General features: G+C 47.9%; 13 protein-coding genes and 3 rRNA genes. 7 read left to right on the forward strand and 9 right to left on the reverse strand.

The annotated features are described in order from the left end of the window. Window positions 1–3: 3 nt before the first annotated feature. Window positions 4–2,763, reverse strand: a complete 2,760-nt coding sequence (locus C1N53_RS16545; protein WP_137760367.1) for a 2-oxoglutarate dehydrogenase E1 component — start codon at window positions 2,761–2,763, stop codon at window positions 4–6. Window positions 2,764–3,285: 522 nt separating this feature from the next. On the opposite strand from C1N53_RS16545, the gene C1N53_RS16550 reads away from it, so the two are divergent. The 3 genes from C1N53_RS16550 to C1N53_RS16560 all read left to right on the forward strand — a co-directional run bounded on the left by C1N53_RS16550 (window position 3,286) and on the right by C1N53_RS16560 (window position 5,935). Then, window positions 3,286–3,576, forward strand: a complete 291-nt coding sequence (locus tag C1N53_RS16550; RefSeq protein WP_137760368.1) for a WYL domain-containing protein — start codon at window positions 3,286–3,288, stop codon at window positions 3,574–3,576. A gap of 73 nt (window positions 3,577–3,649) precedes the next feature. Then, a complete protein-coding gene (locus C1N53_RS16555) occupies window positions 3,650–4,129 on the forward strand; it encodes a very short patch repair endonuclease (protein WP_137760369.1) in 480 nt (159 codons plus the stop codon). A gap of 78 nt (window positions 4,130–4,207) precedes the next feature. Further along, window positions 4,208–5,935: a M28 family metallopeptidase gene (locus C1N53_RS16560; protein WP_137760370.1), complete on the forward strand. Its 1,728-nt coding sequence runs from the start codon at window positions 4,208–4,210 to the stop codon at window positions 5,933–5,935. 79 nt (window positions 5,936–6,014) lie between these two features. Here the strand turns inward: C1N53_RS16560 and C1N53_RS16565 are convergent, their stop codons facing one another. Next, window positions 6,015–6,824, reverse strand: a complete 810-nt coding sequence (locus C1N53_RS16565) for a hypothetical protein (protein WP_137760371.1) — start codon at window positions 6,822–6,824, stop codon at window positions 6,015–6,017. A 305-nt stretch (window positions 6,825–7,129) separates the two neighbouring features. Here C1N53_RS16565 and C1N53_RS16570 point away from each other — a divergent pair, with 305 nt between their 5' ends. After that, a complete protein-coding gene (locus C1N53_RS16570; protein WP_137760372.1) occupies window positions 7,130–7,366 on the forward strand; it encodes a hypothetical protein in 237 nt (78 codons plus the stop codon). Window positions 7,367–7,501: 135 nt separating this feature from the next. Beyond that, a complete protein-coding gene (locus tag C1N53_RS16575) occupies window positions 7,502–8,674 on the forward strand; it encodes an HRDC domain-containing protein (protein WP_137760373.1) in 1,173 nt (390 codons plus the stop codon). A 391-nt stretch (window positions 8,675–9,065) separates the two neighbouring features. On the opposite strand, the gene rrf is transcribed toward C1N53_RS16575, so the two are convergent. The 5 genes from rrf to C1N53_RS16600 all read right to left on the reverse strand — a co-directional run bounded on the left by rrf (window position 9,066) and on the right by C1N53_RS16600 (window position 16,138). Next, window positions 9,066–9,177: ribosomal RNA gene (rrf, locus tag C1N53_RS16580) — 5S ribosomal RNA — on the reverse strand. A 100-nt stretch (window positions 9,178–9,277) separates the two neighbouring features. Then, window positions 9,278–12,171, reverse strand: a 23S ribosomal RNA gene (locus tag C1N53_RS16585). A 304-nt stretch (window positions 12,172–12,475) separates the two neighbouring features. Beyond that, window positions 12,476–13,999 (reverse strand): 16S ribosomal RNA (locus C1N53_RS16590). The 16S, 23S and 5S rRNA genes sit together here, the layout of an rRNA operon. Before the next feature lie 453 nt (window positions 14,000–14,452). Continuing rightward, the gene (locus C1N53_RS16595; RefSeq protein ID WP_137757584.1) at window positions 14,453–14,725 is read right to left on the reverse strand and encodes a hypothetical protein; all 273 of its coding nucleotides are present in this window, start codon (window positions 14,723–14,725) and stop codon (window positions 14,453–14,455) included. A 195-nt stretch (window positions 14,726–14,920) separates the two neighbouring features. After that, window positions 14,921–16,138 (reverse strand): NAD(P)-dependent oxidoreductase, encoded by a 1,218-nt coding sequence (locus tag C1N53_RS16600; RefSeq protein WP_137760374.1) that lies wholly within the window; start codon window positions 16,136–16,138, stop codon window positions 14,921–14,923. A 251-nt stretch (window positions 16,139–16,389) separates the two neighbouring features. On the opposite strand from C1N53_RS16600, the gene gcvP reads away from it, so the two are divergent. Together gcvP and C1N53_RS16610 are read left to right on the forward strand one after the other, a co-directional pair. Beyond that, window positions 16,390–19,308 (forward strand): aminomethyl-transferring glycine dehydrogenase, encoded by a 2,919-nt coding sequence (gene gcvP / locus C1N53_RS16605; RefSeq protein ID WP_137760375.1) that lies wholly within the window; start codon window positions 16,390–16,392, stop codon window positions 19,306–19,308. A gap of 144 nt (window positions 19,309–19,452) precedes the next feature. Continuing rightward, a complete protein-coding gene (locus C1N53_RS16610) occupies window positions 19,453–20,016 on the forward strand; it encodes a DUF4136 domain-containing protein (protein ID WP_137760376.1) in 564 nt (187 codons plus the stop codon). A 64-nt stretch (window positions 20,017–20,080) separates the two neighbouring features. Here the strand turns inward: C1N53_RS16610 and C1N53_RS16615 are convergent, their stop codons facing one another. Next, window positions 20,081–21,145 carry an NAD(P)H-dependent oxidoreductase gene (locus C1N53_RS16615; RefSeq protein WP_137760377.1) on the reverse strand — a complete coding sequence of 355 codons (1,065 nt, stop codon included), beginning with the start codon at window positions 21,143–21,145 and terminating at the stop codon, window positions 20,081–20,083. Between the two features lie 77 nt (window positions 21,146–21,222). Next, window positions 21,223–23,517: a TonB-dependent receptor gene (locus C1N53_RS16620; RefSeq protein ID WP_137760378.1), complete on the reverse strand. Its 2,295-nt coding sequence runs from the start codon at window positions 23,515–23,517 to the stop codon at window positions 21,223–21,225. Window positions 23,518–23,521 lie beyond the last annotated feature (4 nt).

The following is a 23,521-nucleotide window of genomic DNA, read 5'->3' on the forward strand; positions in this document are numbered from 1 at the left end:
TTCTTAATTCACTGTGAACGCCCGCTCGATTAGCTCTTGCTGCTCTTTTGCATGTATTTTCAGGTAGCCTGTAGCTGGCGATGCACTTGGCTTACGTGCTACCACATCTTCTACCTGCTTACGCATTAAGCGAAGAATGTACATCCAGGCACCCATGTTCTCAGGCTCCTCCTGTACCCAGTATATTTTGGCGTTGCTGTACTTGCTCAGCTCTGCCTCTAACTGCACTTTAGGGAACGGCGCCCATTGCTCTAACCGAACAATGGCTACATCTTTACGCTTATTTTTTTGCTGTTCCTCCAGTAAGTCGAAGTATACCTTGCCAGAACACAGCAGCACCTTTGTTACAGCCTTGGCTTCCGCATACGTATCGCCGATCACTTCTTTGAAGCTTCCTGATGTAAATTCTTCTACAGGAGACATCATAAGCGGGTGGCGAAGCAACGACTTAGGCGACATATTAATACATGGCTTGCGGAATGGCAGGGCCAGCTGACGACGCAGCATATGGAAGAAGTTGGAAGGTGTTGTAACGTAGGTCACAAACATATTATTTTCAGCAGCTAACTGCAGGAATCGCTCCGGACGAGCATTTGAGTGCTCTGGCCCCTGCCCTTCGTAACCGTGCGGCAATAACATTACCACACCATTCATGCGCTGCCACTTCGATTCAGTAGAAGCAATAAACTGGTCAATCATTACCTGGGCTCCGTTGGCAAAATCTCCGAACTGTGCTTCCCATATTACCAGGGCATTCGGGTTAGCCATAGCGTAGCCAAACTCGAAACCCAGCACGCCATACTCCGAAAGCAGCGAGTTGTATATCTCTAACTGCTTCTGATCGTCTTGTATATAGTTCAGGTTATAGCACGGTGCACTTGTATTTGCATCGCGGAGAACAGCATGACGATGGGAGAATGTACCACGTTGCACATCCTGCCCGCTCAGCCTGACTACCTTTCCTTCTGTCAGCACTGATCCGTAGGCTAATAATTCAGCAGATGCCCAGTTAAGCTGCCGGCTTTCAAAGAACATATCTTTACGGTCTTTCAGCAGCTTCTCGATCTGCTTTAAAGGCTTAAAGCCCTGCGGAACCGTACACAATGCATTCCCCACCTTCGCAATCACCTCTTCTGATATACCTGTTTCAGGCGATTGGTTAAAGTCGTCAGGCGTAGAGCGGCGAAGCGATTGCCACTCTTTCTCAAAGGTCTGATAATTATAAGGAAGTGGCTTTTGTTTCACCATATCCAAGCGGTCCTGCAACATCTGGCGGAACTCAGAATCCATGTTCTGAGCCAACTCTGCATGAATTTCGCCCTGGCTAATCAGCTGCTTGTTGTATACCTCCCGCGGGTTAGGGTGCTTTGAGATGATGTTATACAACTGCGGCTGCGTGAACTTAGGCTCATCTGCTTCGTTGTGTCCATGGCGGCGATAGCACACCATATCAATAAAAATGTCAGCTGCAAACATCTGACGGTATTCTGTAGCCAGGCGCACTGCAAATACCACAGCCTCCGGATCGTCTCCATTTACGTGCAGAACCGGTGCATCAATTATTTTGGCTACATCTGTTGAGTAAATAGAAGAGCGTGCATCTTCGAAATCTGTTGTAAAGCCAACCTGGTTATTAATTACAAAGTGAATGGTACCACCTGTATGGTAGCCGTTGAGCTTCGACATTTGTGTTACCTCGTAAACAATACCTTGTCCGGCCACAGCAGCATCACCATGAATCAGGATAGGCACGATTTTACGTGGATCTCTGTCGTACATACAATCGATCTTGGCACGCACGAAGCCCTCTACTACCGGATTTACTGCCTCTAAGTGAGACGGGTTTGGAGCCAGTTTCAGGTTTACTTTATGGCCGGATGGGGTTTCCACTTCAGAAGAAAAGCCCATATGGTATTTCACGTCCCCGTCGCCGAATGTCAGATCAGGCACAGCAGTACCTTCAAATTCAGAGAAAATCTGCTCATAGGTTTTGCCCATAATATTGGCCAGCACGTTCAGGCGTCCACGGTGCGCCATGCCAATTACCACTTCTTTTGCTCCCAGCTCAGAAGCTTTGTCTATGATGGCATCAAGGGCAGGTATAGTTGTTTCGCCTCCTTCCAGAGAGAAGCGCTTCTGCCCCAGGAATTTTGTATGCAGGAAGTTTTCAAAAACAACCGCCTCATTCAACTTCGAAAGGATGCGCTTCTTGTACTCTATACCAGGATTAAAGCTTAAGAATTCTTTTTCAATTTTATTCTGCAGCCATTCCAGTACCGCGGGGTCGCGGATGTACATATACTCAAAACCAATGCTGTTTTCGTATATTTTTTGTACTGCCGCAACTATATCTCTTAATTTTGCTGGTCCGATACCAATTACTTCTCCAACCTGGAAAACAGTATCAAGGTCAGCTTCTGATAGTCCGAAATCTTTCAGATCCAGTAGTGCTTTTCTGTCTTTTCTTTCCCTGACAGGGTTCGTCTTGGAACGCAAATGCCCGCGGCTGCGGTATGCGTAAATGAAGTTACGTACGGCAACTTCCTTCTCTGACTCTCCCTGTACACCACTTACACTTTTTGCAGGAGCTGCTGCTACTGTATCGATCTCATGTCCGTTTTCCTGATAGCTTCCTGAAAACTCGTACCCTTCAAAAAATTTGCGCCAGCCGAAGTCAACTGATTCAGGGTCCTGCTGATAAGACTTATAAAGCTCATCGATGTAGGCTCCGTGTGCGTTCGCGATATATGTATATCTATCCATTTAATAAGTACTACTGGTTGATTAAAGCAAAGTTACTGTTATTTATGAAAATCCGCATTCCACTTATTCGCATAAGCAAATATCAGCTTTTTGATATAGTATCTAATACTACGCCTGTTCCTTATGTAAAAGGAGCAGGCGTAAATTTATAATACGGCATCTACTTTTGCTAGATTAAAAAAGGTTAAAATCAATGTTTTAGAAATTTAGCTTATAATACCTTCTCTACAACGCTTCTTAAGGCTATTCAGCATCCTATACCTAAGCAAGTACAGCAAAATACAACTGAATATTATTGTTACTTTTACCCACTTTTGCCAAAGCCTAAACTAGCTTTAAGCTACAGAAAGCGGCAATTTCAGACAAGAACCTACCTAAAATACATGTTACTTTTTAAAACAATGTTTCCTACCTTTCTAATTTATGATTATCTATATTAGAACCTGCAATGTTGCCTGCCATACAACGGTGCACTTAATAAGCGTGAGGGTGCTGAGATTTAACACTTAAACTCCATTTGTGATGTATAGCTACTTATTAGAAGAATTATCGAAAGCAATTGGGGCCAGGCTTCTGATAAAATTTAACTATAACAACAAATCTTATACGGTGGAGCCCCACCTGATAGGTAAAAACAATAACAATGAAGATTGCCTCTGCGCTTGGGAAATTAACCACCAGGAAGAGCAGTGGCGCTGCTTCATGCTAAAAGATATTCGCAATCTGGCCATTTTAGAAGAACACTTTTTCAAACAACGCCCGGGTTACGATCCTTACGATAGTAGCATGTCTCGTATCTACTATAGAATCTGAGGAACTTTACTTAGAGAAACGGGGCACTAAGCGATAGCTCTACTTGTTGTACAAGCAGCCAGGCTTTTGTTGCATGCATCATACCCGTAGAAAGAAAAAATATACTGTTCCGCAAGCTCCATTAACCGTTCAGGAAAAGGTTAGCCGCTCTATGCGTGGCAATAAAGCGAAAGACACAAAACCAGAACTATTGCTGCGCCGCGCTTTGTGGCAAGAAGGATTAAGAGGCTACCGGGTTCATTGGCGTAAAGCTCCGGGTAAACCTGATGTTTGTTATCCCGGAAGACACCTGGCTATTTTTATACATGGCTGCTTCTGGCATAACTGCCCTCGCTGCAACCAGCCACTACCTAAAACAAACACCACCTTCTGGAGTGCAAAGTTTAACGGAAACCGCCAGCGCGATGAGCGCTATAAAATAATGTACAGAGAAGCTGGCTGGCAACGTGTGGTAATTTGGGAATGCCAGCTGAAGCAGGATATAGCCGGCGCTGTTATGCTGATTAAAGCGTTGCATAAAGGTGTACCAGCAAGTTTAGATGTTGCCGCTTAAACTTTACTCCTTCTCTTGCGAATATAAGGTATCTTTAAAAATATTATCTTAGCTAATATTTGACAACCCTTATAGCTTATGAAAAAGAACCTCCTTCTTCTTGCTCTGTTTGGGCAGCTGCTTATTACCGGCTGCAACGAAAATGCCAGACAAGTAGCTGATAACGAAGAAAGCACCACTGCATTACCCGACAGCACCCAGTTGCAACCTGCCCTCTTATCTATTGCTGCAAATGATATTTTAAGCCACACCAAAGTGCTTGCATCAGATGCATTCGAAGGCAGAAGCCCAGGTACCGCAGGAGAAGATTCTACTATCAATTACCTGGTAAATCAGTTTGGGCAACTAGGCTTGCAGCCTGGAAACCCAAATGGAACATACATTCAGGAGGTGCCTATGTTTGGCTTCACTCCTCAGCCTAAAGCATCTTTTACTGCGGGAGGCAAAACAATAAGCCTTTCTTTTCCTAACGATTATGTTGCCAGTTCAAGACGTTATGTACCTACCATAGATGTAAATAATTCTGATATAGTTTTTGTAGGTTATGGCATTGTTGCTCCTGAGTATGGCTGGGACGACTATAAAGATGTAGACGTAAAAGGGAAAACAATTGTAATGCTGGTAAACGATCCGCCTCTACCAGACCCTGCCAATCCTGGCCGCCTTGACAGTAGCATGTTTGGAGGCAAAGCGATGACCTACTATGGCCGCTGGACCTATAAATATGAAATAGCAGCCGAAAAAGGTGCAGCTGCTGCCATTATTGTGCACGAGACTGGTCCGGCAGGCTATCCGTATGAAGTAGTGTCCGGTAGTTTTGGTCGTGAGAGCTTTGATATCAGCACACCAGGACGAGGCATGCATTTAGCGGCAGTAGAATCGTGGATTACATTAGATAAAGCCAAAGAACTTTTTGCGGCGGCTGGCAAAGATTTCAACCAATTAAAAGCTTCGGCACTGCAGAAAAACTTCAAACCTATTCCTTTAAATGCTAAAGCTACTTTCAACATTAAAAATGCCTTGCGCGAGATAAAATCGAAGAACGCTATTGCCAAGCTGGAAGGATCAGACCCACAGTTAAAAGACGAGTACATTGTTTATACCGCTCACTGGGATCATTTAGGCAAAGACGAAACGCTAAAAGGAGATCAAATTTATAACGGAGCCCTTGATAATGCGACCGGAACAGCCGGCCTGCTGGAGTTAGCAGAGGCATATACTAAACTGGAGGTTAAACCTAAACGCTCTATACTCTTTTTAGCTGTAACGGCCGAAGAAAAGGGTTTGCTAGGTTCTAAATACTATGCTTCTAACCCGCTGTACCCTCTAAGTAAAACCTTAGCGAACATTAACATGGATGTGCTGAATTATTATGGCCCTACCGAGGATGTGATTGTTATAGGCTATGGCAACTCAACTTTAGAAGATGAGCTGGCCCAGGAAGCGCAACTTCAGCACAGAAGAATTGTTCCGGAAGCTACACCAGAACATGGCTCCTTCTACCGTTCCGACCACTTCGAATTTGCCAAGCAAGGCGTTCCTGCACTTTATGCCAAGTCAGGGGTAATTGCACGAAACCAACCAGCTAACTACGTTCTGGACATACAAAAGCAGTATACCGCTAACGATTATCATAAAGTAAGCGATGAAGTGCACGATGACTGGAACTTACAGGGTGCAGTAGAAGACTTGCAGCTTTTCTTCAGAGTAGGATATAGGGTAGCCAATACACCACAGTACCCGGAATGGAAGCCTGGAACAGAATTCAGAGCAAAAAGAGAGCAAATGTTGTCTCAGCACAACTGAAGAACCATAATATAAACAAAGCGGCTGCCCCTGATCTTGGAGCAGCCGCTTTGCTTTGTTAATTATTCGAAAGGCTTCCTCACTCCGCTCTTCTATAAACAAGATCTGTTAAAGCAACCTTATATACACCTGGTACAGGATCGTAAGTGATAGTATACTTGGTAGGATAATAGCCCGACTTCTGCACCTTAGGAAATTCGGACACAGGAGCCGTAACCGTTTCATTTGGCTTAAGCTGCTGAAAATATCCCAGCGTAATCATGGGTTCAATAAAAGTTTGTTTATCCTCGTATGCCCCTAGGATCAGTGTTTTAGAAAATCCTTCACCTGTCATTTCCGGTGCCCCCTCATCTACCCAATGGTTACCCATACCAGGTATGGCTAACCTGAGCGATGTATAGTTAGAGGGCATATAATCCCTTTCAAACCAATCTGCATGAGGATAATCAACTCCAAGCGGTATATTCATATGCTCTTCATCGGACACCATATAAAAATGGATATCAAAGTGGGGCTTTTCATATAAATCCAGCGGAATATGCCCTTCCGGATTCCAGTCGAACATCATGCCTACAAAAGGCGCAAACACTGCCTGACCATGAAATTTAAGATGATACATCTCTTGCTGCTTCGGAAGATTTTCTAAACTAACCTTAGATGAGAAGTTTAACCCTATAGCCACAGGTTGCCCGGCATGTGTAGTCTCAATCCAGGTACGCGCTACTCCTGGCCCAAGGGGCTGAGAAGGCCCGTAAAACACACTTGACGTAGCTGTATTCTGAATATATTCATACGGACTATCTTCCGGTTGAATATCCTGTTTTCGGTCGCAGCTTAGTAAAGTACCTGTAAACAGGAGAAGCGCATAAAGTAGATTTTTACCTGACATAGGCTTTTCTATAATTCATTTTTAGAGATGTATGATAGCTTGGCTGGCAGTTTAGCTTTTAAGGATATGATAATTGTTTAAGTACTCCATACCTTATAAATTAATAAATTACAAATTATTCTTTATTAGTGTAATTGCTTTGTCATTAGTTTTTGTAGCCTTTACTTAACAAGAACTACTCTTAACTTACATTTAGCTGCTTCTCACCTTAATAAGGTAATCAAATTTATCATTCATGTAGCTAAACTTACAAGATTACCCGTATAAATAAATACAAATTTAGTGTATACTTAATTTCAAGTGTTATGAAAAAGACAATAAAATATGCTTTTGCTGCTTTAGCGTTCTTCGCTTTTACAGCATGTGGCAGTGAAAATAATACAGCATCTGAGTCTGAAACTACAAATGATGCTACTGAAATGGAAACAGATATGAACGACGATATGAATAGCGACCTAGAAGGTGATACAGCTACTCTTCGCGACCAACCTGTTAACGATGGAGTAGCAGACTCAATTCCGGAAGAACGACCAACAATGTAATAAAGAACCCATTTAAATATAAAGAGCCCCAGTCCTGTAAGACTGGGGCTCTTTTGTTATGTACTTTCACCTCAAGTGGCAAAGATTTATCCATGAAAAGCAGCTAACATGGCGTAATACTTTTAAATTTAGCAGATGAAAAATTTAGCTTTAACATACGATGGTATTTCCATTGAACTGGTAGCAACAGACGAGCAATTATCACAGATTATAAATAAACTTCTTAAAGCAGATGTACTAGCTCTTGATCTTGAATTTGATCAGAATCGTTTTAGCTATGGCTTTAACCTTTGTCTTATTCAATTATATGACGGGGCCGGTACATGTTACATCATAGACCCTTTCAATATAAAAGATCTAAAGCCTTTGTTTTCTGTCTTCGAAAACCCAGCTATCGAAAAAATAATTCACCACTCTAACAACGATATTTTACTGCTGGACAAGATGGGCTGTAGTATTCGAAATGTGATGGACACTGACGTCGCAGCAAAGCTTTTAAACTATGAACGTTCTTCTCTGGCAACAGTCTTAAAGCAGGAGTTTGACAAGGAGATTGATAAATCACAGCAATCCAGCAACTGGAACAAACGCCCTCTTACAGAAGAACAACTCCAATATGCTGCTATTGATGTTATTTATTTACATGATGTAAGAAAAGCTTTGTTACAGCAACTAAAGGAGCTTGATCGTTTAGCCTGGCTTCAGGAAGAAAACCTTCTATTAGAGCAGCTGAGATATTCAGAACCCAGTAATCCTCACTTAAAGTTGCGCAACGCGAGTAAACTTAATCTGTATCAGCAGTACCTTTTAAAAGATTTGTACACTTTTCGAGATGAGATGGCAAAACAGCTAAACAAACCCGCTTCTTTTGTTATTGCAAATGATGCACTTGTTGAACTGGCCAACTCTCCTAATACAGATTTACATGAGTGGCTGAATCATACAAAAGGTATTCATGGAAGCTTAAAAAAGCCTAAGCATGAAACTTCGTTAAAAAATGCTTTAGCTACAGCAAAACATAAAGCTAAAGAAGAAAATATAAGCCACGACTACCCTAGCAATAAGTATTACCGGCCTTTTAAAACTGCTGAAACCGAAAAACGAAAAGAAGAACTGACGCTTGTTCAAAAAGAAATTGCTCAGACTTATGGTGAATTTGTTACCAGGCTCATTATTAACCAAAATCTGATTACAGACTATAGTTTTACAGGACACTTGAACTGTAACAAGAAATACGCTACCGATATTGTTTTGGCAACAGCTCGTAAGATTGGGGTTGCTTTACCAGAAGTGCAGGAAAAGGAGTAGCCGCAGCAGTTCTTATAAAGCATGTCTCTTATACTGGCTGCTAAAGGTATTACTATTGCATGTTCTTTTCAGTGGCTGCTCCATAATCTTCTTCAAAGAAAGATTCAGAGCAGTTATTAAAACCATTAAAGTTGGTAAATCGGATGAGGCAGAAGTGCTTACAGTGAAGTACTGTATATGGATGAAAAAGGATTTCCTTCAGCAAACTTGGCTCCACCTGGAGGGGGTTCTGGAGCACTCGGTTCGGCTGCTGAAGAACAATGAGATCTTTGCCTGGGGTCGGATGCGGGCGTGCATGAGCGGGAAGGGATTGGCCCTGCCGCGGCCAGTGTGTGGGGTGTGGTGGCATAAAAAAAAGGTTACCCTTTGTGGGGGTAACCCTTCGTGTTGTGGTTGGCGGCCACCTACTCTCCCGGGTGTGACCCCAGTACCATCGGCGCAGCCGGGCTTAACTTCTCTGTTCGGGATGGGAAGAGGTGAACACCGGCGCCATAGCCACCATTGCCGTCGCACGGTTGCTGTCCGTGCCTGATGCTGTGGTGTGTCTTTGACCTTGTGGGGGAGAGGGAAAGGGGGGGAAGCGGCGGGCCGTGTCCGGCCTCTTGGAGAACGCGCCCGGGCAATTAGTACCGCTCGGCTTTGCCGTCTCCGGCTTTACACCTGCGGCCTATCGACGTGGTCGTCTCCCACGGCCCTTCAAGGGAGATCTCATCTTGGGGCGGGTTTCGCACTTAGATGCTTTCAGCGCTTATCCCGTCCGAGCGTAGCTACCCTGCGCTGCACCAGGCGGCACAACAGGTCCACCAGAGGCTCGTCCATCCCGGTCCTCTCGTACTAAGGACAGAGCCCCGCAAATCTCCGACGCCCGCAACAGATAGGGACCGAACTGTCTCACGACGTTCTGAACCCAGCTCGCGTGCCACTTTAATCGGCGAACAGCCGAACCCTTGGGACCTTCTCCAGCCCCAGGACGTGACGAGCCGACATCGAGGTGCCAAACCTCCCCGTCGATATGAGCTCTTGGGGGAGATCAGCCTGTTATCCCCAGAGTACCTTTTATCCTTTGAGCGATGGCCCTTCCATGCGGAACCACCGGATCACTATATCCGCCTTTCGGCCCTGCTCGGCTTGTGGGCCTCACAGTCAAGCCCCCTTCTGCTATTGCGCTCTGCGCACGGTTACCAAGCGTGCTGAGGGAACCTTTGAAAGCCTCCGTTATTGTTTTGGAGGCGACCACCCCAGTCAAACTACCCGCCAAGCAATGTCCCGCTCACGCGGTTAGGCTCCAAGCCACTCAAGGGCGGTATTTCAAGGACGGATCCGCGACGCCTGGCGACGCCGCCTCTTCTCCTCCCGCCTATCCTACACATGAGTGACCCAGAGGCAATGCTAAGCTGTAGTGAAGGTTCATGGGGTCTTTCCGTCCCGTTGCGGGTAATCGGCATCTTCACCGATACTACAATTTCACCGAGCTCACGGCTGAGACAGCGCCCAGATCGTTACACCATTCGTGCAGGTCGGAACTTACCCGACAAGGAATTTCGCTACCTTAGGACCGTTATAGTTACGGCCGCCGTTTACCGGGGCTTCGATTCAGAGCTTCGCCTTGCGGCTAACCCCCCCTCTTAACCTTCCGGCACCGGGCAGGTGTCAGGCCTTATACGTCATCTCTCGATTTGGCAAAGCCATGTGTTTTTGTTAAACAGTCGCCTGGGCCTTTTCACTGCGGCTTCTTGCATCGCTGCAAGGAAGCGCCCCTTCTCCCGAAGTTACAGGGCCATTTTGCCGAGTTCCTTGGCCGTGATTCACTCGAGCACCTTAGGATTCTCTCCTCGACCACCTGTGTCGGTTTGCGGTACGGGCGGCGCGCCATTTAAACGCTTAGCGGGTTTTCTAGGGAGCCTGCTTAGGGACGATCTCCGCCCCCGGGGGGTTGGAGTACTTTCCACTTTCGGCTAGCCCGGCGTGCTTGACGACCGGCCCAATACCTACGGTGTTAAACGCACTATTCCGTCAGTGCGCCGTCCTTTCACTTCTCCGTCACCGCATCGCTATGGCGCGCCGGTGCTGGAATATTAACCAGCTGTCCATCGACCTTAGCCTTCGCCTCGGCCTTAGGACCCGACTAACCCTGATCCGATTAGCGTTGATCAGGAAACCTGGGTCTTTCGGTGTGCGGGTTTCTCGCCCGCATTATCGTTACTTATGCCTACATTTGCTTTTCCAAGCACTCCAGCGCCCCTTGCCGGGACGCCTTCGCCGTCCTTGGAATGCTCCCCTACCAGTATGACCCGTGTCATAATCCGCGGCTTCGGCGCCTCGCTTGATGCCCGATTATTATCGATGCCCTGCCGCTCGACCAGTGAGCTGTTACGCACTCTTTAAAGGAATGGCTGCTTCCAAGCCAACCTCCTGGCTGTCCGGGCAGCTGGACCCCCTTTGTTCAACTTAGCGTGGACTTTGGGGCCTTAGCCGGCGGTCTGGGTTCTTTCCCTCTCGGCGCGGGACCTTAGCACCCCGCGCCTCACTGCCGCGTATGTCAAGTGGCATTCGGAGTTCGTCAGGATTCGGTAGGATGTGACTCCCCCTAGTCCTATCGGTAGCTCTACCTCCACATGACTCCACCGCGACGCTGCCCCTAAAGGCATTTCGGGGAGTACGAGCTATTTCTCAGTTTGATTGGCCTTTCACCCCTACCCACAGGTCATCCAAATGCTTTTCAACGCAAACTGGTTCGGACCTCCAGTTGGTTTTACCCAACCTTCATCCTGCCCATGGGTAGATCACAAAGTTTCGCGTCTACCCCCCCTGACTCTGCGCCCTATTCAGACTCGCTTTCGCTGCGGCTCCGCGCCTCCAGACGCTTAACCTTGCCAGGGAGGAGTAACTCGTAGGCTCATTATGCAAAAGGCACGCCGTCACCCCACACAGGGGCTCCGACCGCTTGTAGGCGCACGGTTTCAGGTTCTCTTTCACCCTCCTATTCGGAGTGCTTTTCACCTTTCCCTCACGGTACTGGTTCACTATCGGTCTCTCAGGAGTATTTAGCCTTGGCGGATGGTGCCGCCGGATTCAGGCGGGATTCCTCCGGTCCCGCCCTACTCAGGATTCCACTACGGCCAATCAACTTGCGCTCACGGGGCTATCACCCGCTCCGGCCTGCCTTCCCAGGCAGTTAAGCTTCGTTCATTGGTCCGACGGCGTGGTCCTACAACCCCAGCCCTGCCGTGACAGCGCTGGTTTGGGCTCCTGCGCGTTCGCTCGCCACTACTTGCGCAATCATTGTTATTTTCTCTTCCTCCGGGTACTTAGATGTTTCAGTTCCCCGGGTTCGCCCACCCGAAGGTGTAGTGCATCTTCAATGCACTGGGTTGCCCCATTCGGACACCCGCGGATCAAATCGTATGTGCCGATCCCCGCGGATTTTCGCAGCTTGTCGCGTCCTTCATCGCCTCTGAGAGCCTAGGCATCCCCCGTGCGCCCTTCTCTGCGTTCTCGGCCGCCCCACAAGCGTGGGGGCGGCCCGCCTCTTCTCTTCCGTCCCGGCCCTAAGGCCGGAACGTCCTTCTTTCTCTCTCTCCCATCATGTCAAAGAACTTTCCCCAGGGCACAAGTCCAGAGTCCAGGGCCAAGGGTTGTCTAACCCTTCACCCCGCTCTCTCTCAGGTGCCCCAAATAGTAGCCTATGCCTGCTGCATAGGCCGTGATCGTGTTTGAGTGTGATCGGTTGAAACAGGCCTCCAAGGCCTCTGTCCGCGCCCGCTGCCCCTCGCTTCTCGGGAAAGCCCGGGCCGTCTCTAGAAAGGAGGTGATCCAGCCGCACCTTCCGGTACGGCTACCTTGTTACGACTTAGCCCCAGTTACCAGTTTTACCCTAGACGGCTCCTTTCACGGTCACCGGCTTCAGGTCTCCCTGACTTCCATGGCTTGACGGGCGGTGTGTACAAGGCCCGGGAACGTATTCACCGCGCCGTTGCTGATGCGCGATTACTAGCGATTCCGGCTTCACGGAGTCGAGTTGCAGACTCCGATCCGAACTGAGACGCACTTTTTGAGATTGGCACCCTATCGCTAGGTAGCGACCCTCTGTATGCGCCATTGTAGCACGTGTGTAGCCCTAGGCGTAAGGGCCATGATGACTTGACGTCGTCCCCGCCTTCCTCGCTTCTTGCGAAGGCAGTCCCTTTAGAGTCCCCGGCTTGACCCGCTGGCAACTAAAGGTAGGGGTTGCGCTCGTTGCGGGACTTAACCCAACACCTCACGGCACGAGCTGACGACAGCCATGCAGCACCTTGCTTTGTGCCCCGAAGGGAAGCCCCATCTCTGGGGCCGTCACGCGCATTCTAGCCTAGGTAAGGTTCCTCGCGTATCATCGAATTAAACCACATGCTCCACCGCTTGTGCGGGCCCCCGTCAATTCCTTTGAGTTTCACCCTTGCGGGCGTACTCCCCAGGTGGGTCACTTAACGCTTTCGCTTGGACGCTGGCCGTCTATCGCCAACATCGAGTGACCATCGTTTACGGCGCGGACTACCAGGGTATCTAATCCTGTTCGCTCCCCGCGCTTTCGTGCCTCAGCGTCAGTTGCAGGCACAGCGAGCTGCCTTCGCAATCGGGGTTCTTCATGGTATCTATGCATTTCACCGCTACACCATGAGTTCCGCCCGCCTCTACCGAACTCAAGCCCGCCAGTATCAACGGCAGTTCCGGGGTTGAGCCCCGGGATTTCACCGCTGACTTAGCAGGCCGCCTACGCACCCTTTAAACCCAATAAATCCGGACAACGCTTGCACCCTCCGTATTACCGCGGCTGCTGGCACGGAGTTAGCCGGTGCTTATTCACACGGTACCGTCAGTTACCCCCGCAGGGGCGTTTTCTTCCCGTGTAAAAGCAGTTTACAACCCAGAAGGCCTTCTTCCTGCACGCGGCATGGCTGGGTCAGCCTCGCGGCCATTGCCCAATATTCCCTACTGCTGCCTCCCGTAGGAGTCTGGTCCGTGTCTCAGTACCAGTGTGGGGGACCATCCTCTCAGAACCCCTAGCCATCGTCGCCTTGGTGGTCCGTTACACCGCCAACTAGCTAATGGCACGCATGCCCATCTTCCATCGCCTCAGCTTTAACAGCAGGGTGATGCCACCCCGCTGTCTTATGCGGTATTAATCCACCTTTCGGTGGGCTATCCCCCTATGGAAGGCAGGTTGCATACGCGTTACGCACCCGTGCGCCACTAACCCAGGAACCGAAGCCCCTGGACTCGTTCGACTTGCATGTATTAGGCCTGCCGCTAGCGTTCATCCTGAGCCAGGATCAAACTCTCCATTGTAAAAATTACTTAATGCAGCATCGCTACCGCAAATGTGTTCGTCCGACCCAGGCTTTCCTTTTTCACTTCCGCCCCTCCCCCCGGCGGGGGAAGGGGCCTCGGCGCAGCTGATCTGTTGCGATCACCCGCGCGGACTTACCTTGAATTTCTGTCTCAACCAATCTCTCAAAGAACTTGCCGGGAGGACTTCCTCCTCCCGCCTGCGGCAGCCTTCCCTGCCGTGTGACGCACTGTGTCGCGCTCGCTTTGCTGAGCCCCTTTCGTTAAGGGAGTGCAAAGGTAAGGACTTTCTATAAAACCGCAAGCAAAAGCGAAAAATATTTTTTCTTTTTTCCCTGCCCTTCGGCGTCGCAGCCTCCGGCGCTCCCTTCCGGACCTGCCGTCCGAAGCGGATGCAAAGGTAAGAACCTTTTCCCGCTTTGCAAGCAACCAGGCAACTTTTTATTTTCGACCTTAGTGCCCTGCAGCCCCTGTTAGCCAAACCGCTCCTGCCGAACGGGGATGCAAAGGTAGCAATCTTTCCCCGCCCCGCAAGCGCCGGCCCCTGAAAAAAGAGCCCCGGCAGCCCCCCGAGCGGCTAAGCCCCTCTGCCTCAGCCGCAATGGTTTCAAAATAATTTTCAGCGGGATGGGAAAAGGCGCCCAAGCAAGCACCTGATGCAGCAGGGGCGCTTAAAGAGAACACCCGCACCCCTGCCCGGGGTTCCGGAGAAGCCAAGGTTTTCATGAGTGCCCAAGGCTGCGCACCCGGAGGCAGCGCCTTGGCAAAACAACAGCTAAATTCAAACTAAAGCTTCTGGAGTCATATTAAAAAGCGTAGCTGTTAAGATAATATCTTGTCCTTCGAGCCGCTACTTCTGCCTAATAATAAGAGGTTTTATGATTTCTCTAGAACTGCTTCTCACATTGCCAAAGCCACAACTCAACGCGCTACAGCAGCATAGTTTTTCAGATAAGCATACCGCTCTGTCAGTTTCCCTTCCTTTGCAATTGTTCCTCTTTCTAACACACCCTCTGCATCGCCATTAAACAAATGAGGAAGTACAACATCAATCAGTTGGCGGCCGAAGTCGCGGGAGGCATTGCGGGGTAGTTCACAAGGTAAGTTGTCTACAGCCATAACTGTTATATTGCTTTGCTGGCTATAAGCGGGTTCCAGTTCTCCAGTCTCCGGATTGTAATCATAGGTTGGATCGGGTATAGAGGCAGATTTCTTTGTTGTAGGTATAGAGCCACAAACATCGCAGGTAATATCTGCAATGGTGTTGATCTTGAAGTCTGGCAGTTTTATGTCTTCCTCAGAAAACAGTCTGGGAGCACGCGGGTTCCAATAAGCACAGGCCATCAGTAAATCAGTTACGCGGGCAAATTTTCGGAAGGTAGACTTGTATAGATGAGGATTCTCATAGAAATCCGGCGCATGCCATACCTCTACATCCGGGCGTGTGTTATAGTCGCCTGAGTGAAGCTGGGCATAAACAGGCTCATCAAACTGTTTATATAGATAATCGAAAACGCTTACTTTCCGGATACCCATTTTATCCAGCACTTCCATGGCTCCTCCTGCTACTCTGCCACCCCCGGTAACTGCAATTTTTATGGGAGGCAGTTTTACTTTAAAATACTCCTCCTGCATATCGTCCATATCATGGCAAAGGTATGCCGGCTTCAGGTCAAAAAGCCCCCACTTTTTACCGTAGGCTAATATACCATTGTATGCCCCCACTATACCAGCATACCTGCCAAAAGCAACAAGGCGTTGCCCTTGCCTTGTAGTAAGTGTTTCATAATCTACCAGCGTAATCTTCTTATCCAGAACCGCTCTTAATAACTTTGCATTATGAGGCTGCTCTTTTATAGTATGGGAGAAAAAGAAGTAGGTTTTACTGGGAATCAGCTGCTCTACAGGTACCTCTTTTACCCCCATCAATATATCACAGTCGCTCAGATCTTCCTGTAAAGAAATCCCTAATTCTCTGTACTCATCATCTTTATAGCATCTTACTTTGCTTGGCTGCACCACCAACTTCATGTTTTTAAACTTTTCCAAAGCTTCCACACACTTTTTAGGAGTTAAAGGCACGCGCTTATCAACCGGCACTTTTCCTTCTTTTATAATTCCAATTTTAAACTTGTGCATGAGTTGTTAGTTCTTGAATTGTTATACAAGTTTTATTGTTGAGGAGATGAGTTTGAAATAGCTCTGTAAGTTTGTGTTACATATACTAACAGTTTAAATGAGGCTAAAGGAAACTGCATGTAACACTATTTGTTTTTTATGCTTCAATATAATAAATAATTACTAGTACTTTTGCAGAAAATTCGGCACTACTTGGTACGGATCTTCTAGAGAAAAAAACTGAACTAATTCCTAATACACATTCATCATCTATGATATTTAAAACCAAACCTGCTGATGTATTTAAGGAGCGCCACAACGGCCCCGACAAGGAACAGATGCAGGACATGCTCCGCACTATCGGAGTTGAATCTTTAGACCAGCTGATTGAGGAAACTGTTCCGTCGGCTATCCGCCTGAAGAAGCCGCTTAACCTGCCTAAAGCACTAACAGAAACTCAGTTTCTAAACAAGTTTGCAGGCATAGCAAAGCAAAACAAACTATACAAATCATATATCGGCCTTGGCTACCACGATACCATTCTGCCAGCCGTTATCCAGCGCAACATTCTGGAGAACCCGGGCTGGTATACTGCTTATACGCCTTATCAGGCTGAAATTGCGCAAGGCCGTTTAGAGGCACTGATCAATTATCAGACGATGGTAATGGAGCTGACAGGAATGGAAATTGCCAACGCTTCTTTGCTGGATGAAGCCACTGCTGCTGCTGAAGCAATGACCATGCTGCATGCACAACGCAAAGGCTCCCGCAAAAATGCGAACCGTTTCTTTGTATCGGAGCAGGTACTGCCACAAACTGTAGATGTACTTTATACCCGCGCTACGCCACTCGGCATTGAGCTGGTAATCGGCGACCACCGCACAACAGACCTCAACGACACTACTTTATATGGTGCTTTACTGCAGTATCCGGCTGCCGATGGCGAAGTTTTTGACTATACTGATTTTATAAAGCAGGCACATGAGCAGGAAATACTGGTAGCTGTTGCCGCTGATCTACTTTCCTTAACGCTACTAACACCTCCGGGAGAAATGGGTGCCGATGTAGTGGTTGGATCTACCCAGCGTTTCGGTGTGCCAATGGGTTTTGGTGGTCCGCATGCAGGATACTTTGCTACAAAAGATGCCTTTAAACGTGTAATTCCTGGCCGTATTATCGGCATTTCGATTGATGCCCAAGGCAAACGCGCTTACCGCATGGCCCTGCAGACACGTGAACAGCACATCCGTCGCGAGAAAGCTACTTCCAATATTTGTACTGCCCAGGTACTACTGGCTGTTATTGCTGGTATGTATGCGGTTTACCACGGCCCGCGCCGCCTGCGCTACATTGGCTTAAACATACATGCGCTCGCACAGCAATTAACCAATGGCTTAAAAGCCTTGGGTTTTGAGCAGCAGAACGAGCAGTATTTCGATACTATAAGAGTAGCGGTAGAAAGCGCTGAGTTAAAAGCTGCCATCCGTACAGAGGCAGAAGCAGCAGGCATCAACTTCCGTTATTTTGAAAGCAATCACATTGGTGTTTCGCTTCACCAGAATACCGACCTGCAGGATGTGAAAAACATCTTGGCCGTGTTTGCAAAAGTGGCTGGAAAATCTGCTGATGTGCTGGCTATAGATGAGCTACCAAACGAAACAGAAATAACCTGGTCCGACAGCCTGATTCGTAAGAGCGAATACCTGCAGCAGGAGGTGTTTAACAAGCACCACTCCGAGCACGAGATCCTGCGCTACATGAAGTACCTGGAGAACAAAGATATTTCATTGGTTCACTCGATGATTTCGCTTGGCTCTTGTACCATGAAGCTGAACGCAACAGCCGAAATGATTCCGGTTACCTGGCCTGAGATTGGTGGCTTACACCCATTTGCTCCAGCTGACCAAACGAAAGGTTATCAGCAGATATTCGCCGATCTGGAAGCCTGGTTGTGCGAAGTAACTGGTTTTGATGCCATGTCGCTGCAGCCAAATTCTGGTGCGCAGGGCGAGTATGCGGGCCTGATGGTGATTCGCGCTTACCATGAATCGCGTGGCGATCATCACCGCACTGTTTCCCTAATTCCTTCTTCTGCCCACGGTACAAACCCTGCTTCTGCTGTAATGGCAGGCATGAAAGTGGTGATCGTGAAGTGCGACGAAAGAGGCAACATCGATGTAGCCGATCTTCGTGCGAAAGCAGAGCAGTATAAAAATGAGCTTTCCTGCTTGATGGTAACTTACCCGTCTACACACGGTGTATATGAGGAAAGCATCATCGAGATCTGCCAGATCATCCACGAAAATGGAGGCAGAGTATACATGGACGGTGCCAACATGAATGCACAGGTTGGCCTGACTTCTCCAGCCAACATCGGGGCTGATGTGTGCCACCTGAACCTGCACAAGACTTTCTGCATCCCTCACGGTGGTGGTGGTCCTGGCATGGGCCCGATCGGTGTTGTAAAAGATCTGGCTCCTTTCCTGCCTGGCCACGCGGTGGTAAAAACAGGTGGTGCGCAGGCGATACCTGCTGTTTCTGCAGCTCCTTGGGGCTCTGCCTCTATTCTGCCTATTTCGTATGCTTACATTGCCATGATGGGTGGCGAAGGTTTAACTGAAGCAACAAAAGTAGCTATTCTGAATGCTAATTACATGAAGGCCCGCTTAGAGAAGCATTACCCAGTATTGTACATTGGCAAAAACGGCCGTTGCGCACACGAAATGATCTTAGATTGCCGCAGCTTTAAGAAAGCGGGTGTTGAGGTAGAAGACATTGCCAAGCGTTTAATGGACTATGGCTATCATGCGCCAACTGTTTCTTTCCCGGTAGCTGGTACCCTGATGGTAGAGCCAACAGAATCTGAAGCACAGGAAGAGCTGGATAAGTTTATTGAGGCGATGATCTCTATTCGTGAAGAAATCCGTGAGATTGAGGACGGTAAAGCAGATCAGAAAAACAATGTACTGAAGCATGCGCCGCATACACAGGAAGTGGTGCTGGTAGAGAACTGGGATCGACCATACAGCCGCGAGAAAGCTGTTTTCCCGGCTCCATACCTGCGCGAGAACAAAATGTGGCCAACTGTTAGCCGCATCGACAGCGCTTACGGCGACCGCAACCTGGTTTGCTCTTGTGCTCCAACTGAATCTTATAATGAGCAAGATAAAGAAATGGTAGCAGTAGGATAAGCCTACACTTCCTTTTCTACCCCTGAAAGCCCTGCAGTGTTTCTGCGGGGCTTTTTTATGCTGCTAACATTCCACTGCTTCACCAGTACTTGCATAAAGCCATAATCGCGATAAAAGCGTATAGCAGGTAAACACATGTAGGCTATGACCAAAAAAAATTCGCTTTTTCAAATGCTTTGTAAAAAGTACAGACCGCTGCTATTGCTTTTTACACTCACTACAGCATGCTCTCCTGCTCTGATTGTTCACGAAGACTTTAATCCTACAGCTAACTTTGGACGATACCGTACCTATAACTGGTTAAGCACAGATATAGCCGGCCTGGATTATCAGTTGGATAACCGCGAGTTGATCAACAGAAGTGTGAGGGCTGCCATTCAAAGCGAACTCCTGAAAAGAGGCATGGACACTGATACCGATAGCCCGGATATTCTGGTGGCTTATTATGTTGCAGTAGGAGGGGAGCAAAGAATGGACAGCGATAATGCCTCTACTATGGCTTATGGCTTTACAGGAATTCCAAACTTTAAAGATACCTATAGCGAAGGCACTTTGATTATTGATCTGGTTGAGGCAAGCACCAATGAGTTAGTTTGGCGTGGCTGGGCCGAAGGTGAAGTAAACCTCGATAACCTACAGGAAGCACAGATAACCCGTGCCGTTATAAAGGTTCTGGCTCAGTATCCCCCGGGCACACCAGGCCGTTAAGGAATTTAAAACAAGCTTTAGAAATCAGAAAAAAGTTTTTAGCTCCCGCACAAATTAAGGCGTACTAGCCATTCCGGTTGCGCTCAGACTTTCCTGGAAACAAGGTAGCATCTTTATTTAGCCCCAGCTTTTGCTGCTTTTCCGGCGAAGAACCTTTAGGCGGTATACCGAGTCGCATACGGGCATCACGCCAGCCTAACTTTATTTCGCTCCAGGTATGCTTTGGCGGCACATAGCCGTAAGCACGATACTTACCAGGAGGCACTTTTCCTTTTTTAGCAACAAAAGACACAAACGCTTCGACCCAATCATCAAAAGCTTGCATAGAATGAGCATCCTGCACCATATCCTCAGATTGATTTTCTGAGTATTTTTTGTCACTTCCGATCAGCTCGTACCTCCAAAGCTGGTCAGGCACTTCGATGCCGCTGTAACGGCACTGCCATACAATAGGCGCGTAGGCTTCACGTTCATTTTCAAAAGGTTCTTTTTCAGGATCGAAATATGCTTTGTGTCGCAGCTTTTTAGGTCTGCCAGTTTCATCTATTTCATCTCCTCCGCCATCTCCATGACAAAAAAACGCAGCTGTTCTGCCTTCCAGGTGGTTTTGGCTGAGCGTTTCCCACTCTTCCGAATGCTCCAGCCTCATGGCCAACTCCGGGTTCTTATGCTCAATCAGATCTTCCTTCGGATTGCCGCCATTCATACACACAAGCCGATCAAACATCAGTTTTAGGTTGGAAGGTGGCCCATACCAGTTATGCGGTCCGATAAAGGCCCAGGCATCGGCCATATCCAGCCGGGAATACAGATCTAAATTCCACATTAAATCAGGTTCAGCCGAATCGTTTTTAGAATAGCAGTTACAAGGCCATACACAAAGCGCCATAGAGGTACTCACACAGGCATTACAGCTCTGGATTCTCTCCCGTGCATACACATTTCCTAAATCCTCCAGATCAATCTCCCACTCCTTCGGCAGCATCTCGGCCATTCGGAGCATCAGCGTTCGCGATTTAGAATCTACGCCCGGGCAGTTATACTGTCTGCGTTGCGATGCTGAGATTAGCAGCACCCGGAAAGGCCGCTTCTCTATTGGTAAGGCTGCATTTTTATCGTTTGGTTTCATCGTCTGAACTGTAAAATAGCGGGATAAGCATCTGAAAAACTATACTATCTTTTACGAGCACAAAAGCCTTTTATTCATTAAAGTTTATACTTCAGCGAAAGGCCGCCATAGTAGTTGCGTGGAGGGGCTGGCTGAAAGAATCGCCCACCAAAAGCATTCAAATCGTTCCCCAGGCTATATTTCTTATCTGTGGCGTTATCAACACCAGCAAAAAGATCGATCCCGAAATGCTGCGATAAATCACGCCTTATTCCTGCACGACTGCCTACTATGAAATAAGCATCTGAAAAAACAGTGTTTTCATCGTTTAGTGGTATAACATCGGAGTAGCTGGTAGTCAGGTTCAGGTAAAAGCCTGGTCTGGTCTTCATATCGAGACCAGATACAACAGTGTGCGGAGCTACGCCTGTTAATTTATTACCGGATAGGTCTGTCTCGCCTTGCTGGTAAGATCTGAATCGGAAATGATTATAGGTATAGCTGGTCCAGAGCTGCAGAAAACTTAAGCCCCGGGTTTCATCGTCTACAGCGGTATAGGCTACATTGGCCTCTAACCCATTTTGCAAAGTAGATCCAACATTCCGAAATACAGCCACACTCGATACATCCTGCCTGCTCACAATAGTCTCATTCAGGCGGAACGAAAAGCCAACCAGGTCAAAGCTTAAGCGCCCGTTAAATACAGAGCCTCTTATTCCTGCTTCGTAGTTTATACCTTTCTCAGCTTCCAGTGCTTCGTTCAGTTCGCCATTAGAGGTCAAAATTTCTTCCTCGGTAGGCGGAGAATAGCCTGAGCTAACGCTGGCATGCACAGAAATCTGGTCTGTCAATCTTTTTAATAAAGCCACTCTCGGCGAGATGATGGCATCGAAATTCCGTACATACTGGTAATCATCTTCGGTAGCGGCCAGCAGTAACCGATCTATTTCATAGCGGGTATCGTTAAAGCTAAGGGCTGCCGTTGCAATCCAGTTACCCGGCAGCTTAAACTCACCCTGGGCAAAAAGTAAACCTGTTTTAGCCACCACCTCATCATCAGACCTGATAGCGCCTAAGGCTCCCTGGTTGTTATCGTAAGTTCGCGCTACCTGAAATCCGCGCTGGTATTCTCCACCTACTGTAAATGTTGCCTCTGTGCCACCTAAGCGGGTATCATAAGCAAAGCGGCTACGGGCACCATACTCTTGGTTTGCATTTCGTTCGTAATCTGTGTTGAAGGGATGGTCTTGTGAGCGAAAAAGCCCGAATACAGATGTCGTATTGCGCCAGTTGTTGCTAAACCTGTACTCATGCGATAGTCCTGCATTTACACCTCCTAAATTCATAGAGGCATTCTGAAGCACGCTCCCGAACGTACCTCCGCGTGCCTGCCTTGGATTCTCGTCGTACTGTTCTCTTGTGAGGCCACCTGGTAGCTGGTAAAACAGATCAGAATAAACAAAGTATGCCGAAATTGTTTGCTTTGTTGTCGGGTAAAATTCGGAAGACAGCATGAAAACATCCCGCTCCATGGCCGACTGATCTCTGAAACCGCCATACTCCTGGCGGGTGTACTGAATCAAGGCATTTGCTTTGGCTCCTCCTGTAGAGGCTGTTACATTATATCGGTTAAAGCCGAAAGATCCTATTGTAGATCCTACTTCCAGTTGATGTTCTCCTGGTGCAGCACGTTTTGGCTCCAGTAACAAGGTGCCGCCAGTTCCTGCGCCATACACACTTCCGGCCGGCCCTTTCAGCACTTCTATATTGCCAATATTGCCTGCGTCTATCAAATTAAGCGTGGTAACACCACTTGCCTCTGTAAGAGGCACATCTCCGAAATATACTTTTACATTTCGTATCCCATAGGGCGCCCGCAAGCTACTCCCCCTGATAGAAATACGATAACTTGCAGGTGCTCTCTCTTCCATACGCACTCCGGGAACAGTGTTCACGGCACGAACCAGGGAGCTTTCATCGAACCGCCGGATCACCTCACTTGTAACCACGCTTAAAGCACCTACTGTTTCCAGTAAAGGCCGGTTGGTTTCGTAGCCTGTTACTACCACTTCTGACAAATTTGTGGCGGCAGGCTGTAGCAGCACCTGTAATTCACCGGTAGCAACATCAACTGTTATGTTCCTGCTGGTATACCCCAAACGGCTAAAGTACAAGGATAAGGAAGTTCCGGGACTTTGTATACTGAATCGGCCTTGTGCATCGCTTGTGGCCTGATTGCCTGTAGCGGAAGCCGTAACAGTTACCCCTTCTAATGCCTGCCTGCTGCGGCCATCTAGTACTTGCCCGGTTATGTAAGTTTGTGCCGACAGATTGTACTGTATAAGCAACAGCACCAGGCTGGCCAGCGCTTTGAGGTAGAAAGATCTATTCATGTTA

The sequence above is a fragment of the Pontibacter sp. SGAir0037 genome (assembly GCF_005491705.1).
GTDB lineage: Bacteria > Bacteroidota > Bacteroidia > Cytophagales > Hymenobacteraceae > Pontibacter.

Bases quoted from the DNA above. Each gene is read 5' to 3' on its own strand.
- C1N53_RS16545 (WP_137760367.1), bottom strand. From the start codon at position 2,763: ATGGATAGATATACATATATCGCGAACGCACACGGAGCCTACATCGAT.
- C1N53_RS16550 (WP_137760368.1), top strand. From the start codon at position 3,286: ATGTATAGCTACTTATTAGAAGAATTATCGAAAGCAATTGGGGCCAGG.
- C1N53_RS16555 (WP_137760369.1), top strand. From the start codon at position 3,650: ATGCATCATACCCGTAGAAAGAAAAAATATACTGTTCCGCAAGCTCCA.
- C1N53_RS16560 (WP_137760370.1), top strand. From the start codon at position 4,208: ATGAAAAAGAACCTCCTTCTTCTTGCTCTGTTTGGGCAGCTGCTTATT.
- C1N53_RS16565 (WP_137760371.1), bottom strand. From the start codon at position 6,824: ATGTCAGGTAAAAATCTACTTTATGCGCTTCTCCTGTTTACAGGTACT.
- C1N53_RS16570 (WP_137760372.1), top strand. From the start codon at position 7,130: ATGAAAAAGACAATAAAATATGCTTTTGCTGCTTTAGCGTTCTTCGCT.
- C1N53_RS16575 (WP_137760373.1), top strand. From the start codon at position 7,502: ATGAAAAATTTAGCTTTAACATACGATGGTATTTCCATTGAACTGGTA.
- C1N53_RS16595 (WP_137757584.1), bottom strand. From the start codon at position 14,725: ATGAAAACCTTGGCTTCTCCGGAACCCCGGGCAGGGGTGCGGGTGTTC.
- C1N53_RS16600 (WP_137760374.1), bottom strand. From the start codon at position 16,138: ATGCACAAGTTTAAAATTGGAATTATAAAAGAAGGAAAAGTGCCGGTT.
- gcvP (WP_137760375.1), top strand. From the start codon at position 16,390: ATGATATTTAAAACCAAACCTGCTGATGTATTTAAGGAGCGCCACAAC.
- C1N53_RS16610 (WP_137760376.1), top strand. From the start codon at position 19,453: ATGACCAAAAAAAATTCGCTTTTTCAAATGCTTTGTAAAAAGTACAGA.
- C1N53_RS16615 (WP_137760377.1), bottom strand. From the start codon at position 21,145: ATGAAACCAAACGATAAAAATGCAGCCTTACCAATAGAGAAGCGGCCT.
- C1N53_RS16620 (WP_137760378.1), bottom strand. From the start codon at position 23,517: ATGAATAGATCTTTCTACCTCAAAGCGCTGGCCAGCCTGGTGCTGTTG.